A 6,740-nucleotide genomic window follows, 5' to 3' on the forward strand; every position below is an offset into this window, starting at 1 on the left:
TCTCTTTGCCGGGCCGCGCTACTCCAATTCCGGCCCTGCTTGGCTAAATTGACTGCTGATCCTACCAAGACAAGTTTCTCCCGGGCTCGGGTCAGGGCCACATACAGTATTCGCAGTTCTTCAGCCAGGGTGTCCTTGGTACCGGCCAGCTTTACGGCTCGATGAGCCACGCTGGGATACTTAATATTAAGATCCAGATCTACCACCATCGGCCCTAAACCTACATCCTTATGCAGTAAAATATCCCCGCGCAAGTCCTCAAAGTTGAACTTCTTACCTAGATCGGCCACAAACACCACCGGGAACTCCAGGCCTTTGCTTTTGTGGATACTCAGGATTCGAACCACGTTCTCGTTTTCGCCCAAGGCCCGGGCCGTTCCCAAATCTCCTTCTTCGGCCTGAAACCGCTCCAGAAAACGCAGAAACCGAAACAGTCCCGGGCGGCCGTAGCTTTCAAACTGGCAGGCCCGATCATAAAGAGCTCGTAAATTGGCCTGGCGCTGGGCACCAGCCGGCAAAGCCGCCACATAAGTTAGATACCCGGTATCGCGATAGATCTGCCAGATCAGTTCGCCTAAGCTGCGACGGCGAGCAATAGTCCGCCACTCGTGTAGCTGCTGTAGGAACCGGCTCAGCTTCTGTCGGCACGGGTCTGCGGCAGCTCCGCCGGCAGCAGCTTCCACTGCCAGGTAGAAATCTTTATCCGGACCGGCCAAGCGGACTTGAGCCAGCTCTGCTGCTGTAAGCCCCACCAACGGCGAACGCAGCACCGCCGCCAAGGGAATATCCTGCCGCGGGTTATCGATTACTTGCAGCAGCGACACCATGGCCTGGACCTCAGGCACAGCAAAGTAGCCAGTGCCCAGATCGGCATAGGCCGGGACTTCCAACTGCTGCAGAATCTCCAGCACGGTATTGGCTCGTCCCTGAACCGTTCGCATCAAAATCACAATGTCACGATACTGCACCGGGCGATAGCACTTACTTTCTTTATCCCAGACGATAAATTCCGGCCCCGGCCGCTGAGCTGTTCCCTGGACCATGGCTTGGATGCGGCGGCCGATAATCAAAGCTTCTTTTTCTAAAGCAGTAAGATCACTCAGACCGGCAGCCATCCCAGGGACCGAGGGTGTTCGCTCCTCTGGCTCCTCTTGTTCCAAGCTGGCAGGCGCATCCTGCCGTTCTACTAAGTGAACTTCCACCTGCTGGTCAGCGCAAACAGCCCCAGCCGGGGGCTGGGCATACTTAGCTCCGGCACGGAGCTCCGCTTCCTGATCGTAAACCAGTCCGCCCACCTCCGGGATAAGCAGTTGGCGGAACAGAAAATTCACCGCACTCAGCACTCCAGAGCGGCTGCGAAAATTGGCCGTCAGGGACAGCCGGCGCTGCCGGCCTCCGGCTGTGGCCGGGTAATTCAAATACTTATGTAAGAACAACATCGGCTCGGCCAACCGAAACCCATAGATGCTTTGTTTAACATCGCCCACCATAAAGAGATTGGGGCGCTGCCTGTCTTGGTGGGAAATCAGGTTCAAGATGGCATCCTGCACCGGATTGATATCCTGATATTCGTCCACCAGCACCTCTTTATATTCTTCCTCCAGCTGGCGAGCCGCTGCCGACGGCAAAGCTTGCTCGGGAGTAGATTCCGGGGCCCGAAGAATCCGCAGCGCGTAATGCTCTAAATCGGCAAAATCAACCCGACCCTGAGCTCGCTTGGCCGCTTCAAACCGGCGGCCCAACTCCAGTACCAAGTCTACTAAGGTGACCATCATCGGGGCCACACGGCCCAGTTCGGCCACCAGCTCTTGCTCCGGCCGGCTAAAGACGTCTTCCTTCAGATTTTTGATGATTTTCTTGGCCTGGTCACGAGCGCTGGTACAATAGTCTTTTAAATCAGGCTTCACCGGGTCGTCTTTACGGATCGGACTTAGACTGGCAAAAGAATACTCCAACGCTGCCTGCAGCTCCGCCCAAGAGCCGGAGCGGGCAATATCCGCCAGCTCACCCACAGCTTCGATCTCTTGCTTGAGCGTAGGCCAGTACTTGGCCGGGCCGTCCGGAAGGCAAGCATAGAAGGCAGCCTCCTGCAATGCGCTCTGAGCCGCTGTCAAGGTGATGGCAGCATGATCCAGCAACAGTTGTCCCCACGGCAGGTCGGTCAAAGTTGCATCCGTCGGTACATAAAAGCAGCGTTCTATCTGTTCCAGCCAGTATTCAGGCCAAGGTTGGCTACGACTAAAGTTGAAGATCTTAAGGACGACCTCTTTGAGATTGTCGTCACTGCGAGCCGCACCGTAACAATTAAGCAAGTGGGTAAACGCTTCGCCGTCGGGTCCTGGGCTGGCGTACCTTTCTTCCCACAGATCATCCAATACTTCCTGCTGAATCAAAGCCGCCTCCGCCTGGTCAGTCACCCTAAAGCCCGGGTCTAAGTCCAAGAGATAGAAGTAGCGCCGGATTACCTTTAAGCAGAAGGAATGGATGGTGCTGATGTCGGCTCGGTTAAGCAGGGCTAGCTGCCGCTGGAGCCGCTCATCGCCCGGTCTTTCACTTAGAGCCCGAGCCAGAGCAGCGCCGATACGCTGGCGCATTTCGGTGGCCGCCGCTTCGGTAAAAGTAACAATAAGAAGCTGATCGATGTCGACTGTCGAAGACCCCTCTAAGACTTGCCGAATGACCCGTTCTACCAGCACAGCGGTTTTGCCGGCACCGGCGGCTGCCGATACCAACAGGTTGCCCTGCGACGCACTGATGGCCGCCTGCTGTTCGTCGGTCCAGTTGGGGCTACTCATGGTCATTACTCCCTTCACCGGCGGCCTCGAAAGCCTGCCAGGCTTCTTTAGCCGTGAGTTTAGGCAAGGTCCGATAGCTGTTGTCCGCCAACATAGGGTCGAACTGGCAGACAGCCGAGAAATCGCAGTAGTCACAAGCCGTGTTCCCGGCCAATTTATACGGGGCCACCCCTACCTCCCCGTTTAAGGCTCTGAGCCCCATCTCTTGTACTTTCTGGGCGGCAAAATTCAGCAGCAGTTCGAACTGCTGTTCGCTCACCGCCGGACTGTTCTTTCTCAGGGTACCGTCTTTCTTGAGGATTGGAGCCGTTACTGTGCCGCCTCCTTGTGCATCCAACAACTGTACCACCTCTGGTTCACCTCGCACTAGGCCTTCCAGGCGAAACTTTTTCAACTGCTCAGCCGCCGCCTCTTCAGGCGCAAGTGGCCCGGACGAACGCACAAATCCTTCCTGGACGCCAAAGTAGAAAATACCGGCCGGCAAAGCTTGTTCCACCCCTAGCTCCTGCAGCCCAGTTTCGGCCGCCAGCAAGTATACCAGCAGTTGCAGCGACAATCCATAATAGACCTCATGGAGAGCCAGGCGCTGGGACCGGCTCTTGTAATCCACCACAGTAAAATAGGTCTTTCCCCCGGAGCGGGCAATATCGATCCGGTCGATCTGACCGGCCAGGGTGAGCTGGGTTCCGTCGGCCAGGCAAAATTTTAGCCCGGGAAGAGCCGCATTAGCAAAGCCAAATCTGGCCTCAGTTACCCACGGCTTGAACTGGCCCTGCTTAGCCTGCTCCCTAAGCACACCTACCGCCGTGGTGAGCAGGCGCTCCAGCCGACTGGTCAAATAAACATAGCGCGGCGAAGACTGCAGTACCCCGCCGGCAAAACCCGGTACCGACTGTTTTACTTCATCTTGAACCAGTTGGGCTGCTTCGTCGGGTTCAAGTTCACCGAAGCCCCGCTCATCCTTTAATAAGCGCCGAGTCACACGGCTAAGGATTGCATGGGTAAACAAGCCCAAGGAGGGTAAATCCACCCCAAAGACCTCTCGTGCTCTCAAGTTTAGTCCATAATAGGCAAAATGCTGGAAGGGACAGGCCGCAAATCGCTCCAACCGGGTCACGCTGGTATGAGCTCCTCGGCCATAGAGGGAGCTCGCCAGCGCCGGCGTCAACGGTTGTACTTGGTTGCTGTGCTTAAGGCCGTGAGTAGCCTGCTGGTACAAAAGAGCGGTTTGCGGTCGAGAACGTAGATATTGCTGTACTGCCGCCCAAACCGGGCCCAGTGCCTGTCCAGCCCGGGTCAACCGTAAGCGGGGAACCAAATGCTGGGCTGCTTGCGCCGGTGACGTAAGAAACTTTAAATCTTCGGCTTCTTCACCGCTGGGATCCATTCCGACATAATCTTCCGGTATGCTGGGAAACAGCTCCCGCAGCCGGTTGAGCACCCGGGACGGTGCCAAACCCTTGCCTTCCGAGTCGGCCAAGGGAAAACTCACCCATAAGCGCTCACTGGCTCGAGTCAGGGCTATGTAGGTAAGATAGCGCTCGTGCAGCTGGTTAACCCTACTGGTGGGAGCCAGCTCAATCCCGGCCGCCAGCAAGTCTTCCCGTTCGCGATCGCTAAAGACGGCATCTTCTCGGGCCCGTCCCGGTAGCACCCCCTCACTTACTCCCAGCACAAACGCCGCCCGTGCGTTAGGATGCCGGGAGCGTTCCAACGACCCTACCAGCACCTGATCTAAGCTGGGCGGCACCAATCCCAATCGTAATCCCTCTAAACCGCTGGCTAGGATTTCGGCATACTCAGCCGGAGTGAGGGTGGTGTCCCCTAACCCAATTACCAACTCATCGAGAAGTTGCAGGAAACCAGTCCAGAGCTGCCTGTGCTCCTGGGCCAGTTCTGAGTCGCCGGCGGCGGTGGCCCTCTCTGCCCAGTCGGTAAGTTTCTCGCCTACCTTAAGCTGTTCCAGGCAAGACCACAAAGCAGCACTCAGAATGGTGCCAGTGGGATTTGGCTGCTGGCAGGCCTTAGTTACCGGTTCCAACCAAGCTGCCACCTGCCGACGCAAAGCATCTATATCGGCCCATTCTTCTTCCCGGCCGGAGCCCTCGTGAAAATCCCACGGGGCTAAACGTTGCCACGTCTGTCCGCGGATGCCGTAAGCCAGCACATAGTTTTCCAGCCGGTCTACATCCGGGCGGGAAATAGGCAGCAGATCGGTTTTTAACCAGCGAAAGACGGCATCGTACGACCAGCGGCTGTTCATTATCTCCCAAATGGCCAGTACCAATTGGGCCAGGGGATGGTGCAACACCGTTCGCTTGCGGTCGATAAAGCAGGGGATCCCATAATCGGTGAACACCGTTGCTACCAAATCATGATACAGTTCTAGATCACGCACCACCAACACCATATCCCGCCAGCGCCAGCCGCATTCACGGGCTAAGTATACAATTTCCCGGGCGGCAGCCTCCACTTCCGCCCGCCGGTTGGCAGCGGCCACTTCTTTGATGTCCCTTACCGGTTGGGCGAAGGTGCGGGTGGGATAGTCAAAAAAATACCGCTCCAGATGGGCTAGTTCCGGTGAACCACGAAAGCGGGGCGGATCATCTAAAACCAAGGGCGCCTTAAGCTGCGCTCTGCATGCACGGGCCAACGCCAGCAACTGTTCATAGGTCTCCCGAGTACGGTTAAACAGATCTGTTTCCGCCCTGGGCCGTGATAATTCCTCGGCAGCTAAACACAAGGTAATGTTGATCTCAGCCGCTGTTTTCATTAGACTCGAAAGCACTTGAAACTCTTGCGGCGTAAACCCGGCAAACCCGTCCACCCAAATTCGGGCTCCTTGAACCAGCGGTGCCTGCCCTAACTTAGCGGCTAAAAGAGCTAAGTATCCTTCCGGGTCAGTATAACGCGGAGCCAGGTACTCCTCTAGATCAGTGTACAGCAGGGCCAAGTCATGGAGCTTACCGGCCAAAGGTGTCTCCTTTCCCGATCGAGCCAGTTCTTGGGCCCGCTGGGTTAGCATTTGCGGTGAAATGTTATACAGTTTCAGCTCAGCCAAAGTATGGGCCAGGCTGTCGGTAAATCCGGGCGTGCTGGCGCTCTGGCCGAACAAAACCAGATCGTCCCGGTGTTTCTGAATCAGGGAACGCAGCACCATTCGTTTGCCCAGTTCTCCCAGCCAGGGCCGGGCGGCACCGCCGGTCTGAGCTAGCACACGCCGTGCCATCCGCCTAAAACTCAATACCTGAGCCCGGGCCGTGGCCACCCGGGGCATACCTGTGTATAGCTCATGTTCCATCTGAAAAGCCGCCTGTTCCGGAACCAGTAAAATTAGTGCCGGCCCCTCTTCCCCTTCCGAAGCCAGCGTCTTCTTAATCTCTTCCAGACAAGTATAAGTCTTGCCTGTCCCTGCCCGGCCCAAAATAAAACGCACCTTACCGGCCACCGGCAGCACCTCCACCCCTCGTATCCTTAATTCATACTTGGACACGACTGGAAAAACTCCTGCCGAAGGCTTGCGATTTTCGCTTCTTTAGAACTGGAAGAAAATATGTTAATATAAAGCTAAAGCACATCGGGAGGTGTTATCATGCTTACCGACAAAGAAAGGCGAGCTGTACACCAGTTTGTTCGTAGCATAAGGGCAAGTTCTGTCGGCCCTTCTATTAAGGATGTCAAGTTGTTTGGCTCCAAAGCTAAAGGCACTGGTACTTCTGGGTCAGACATAGATGTGCTTGTTATTGTGGAAACCGCCGACCCTAATGTGCGAACAGACATTGTCGACTTAGCTTTTGAAACGAACCTCGATTTTGATGTCTATATTTCGCCGCGGGTAGTTCCTAGCGATGCCTTCTCCCATCCTATTTGGAGCAGGACTTTGTTTATACGGAACCTCCAAAATGAGGCGATTCCCCTATGAAACAAGACATTATCGCTCTGGCA

General features: G+C 55.8%; 3 protein-coding genes. 1 reads left to right on the forward strand and 2 read right to left on the reverse strand.

All coding sequences use genetic code 11. The features are described from left to right. Together addA and addB are read right to left on the reverse strand one after the other, a co-directional pair. Positions 1–2,795 (reverse strand): helicase-exonuclease AddAB subunit AddA (gene addA, locus GX016_08125; protein ID HHT71526.1); only part of this gene is annotated, 2,795 nt, incomplete at its 3' end. Further along, a complete protein-coding gene (gene addB / locus GX016_08130; GenBank protein ID HHT71527.1) occupies positions 2,788–6,288 on the reverse strand; it encodes a helicase-exonuclease AddAB subunit AddB in 3,501 nt (1,166 codons plus the stop codon). The genes addB and addA, both read right to left, overlap by 8 nt. 99 nt (positions 6,289–6,387) lie before the next feature. On the opposite strand from addB, the gene GX016_08135 reads away from it, so the two are divergent. Beyond that, on the forward strand, positions 6,388–6,717 hold the full coding sequence (locus GX016_08135; protein ID HHT71528.1) for a nucleotidyltransferase domain-containing protein: 330 nt from the start codon (positions 6,388–6,390) through the stop codon (positions 6,715–6,717). Positions 6,718–6,740 lie beyond the last annotated feature (23 nt).

The organism is Bacillota bacterium (assembly GCA_012837285.1).
Taxonomy (GTDB): domain Bacteria; phylum Bacillota; class DTU030; order DUMP01; family DUMP01; genus DUNI01.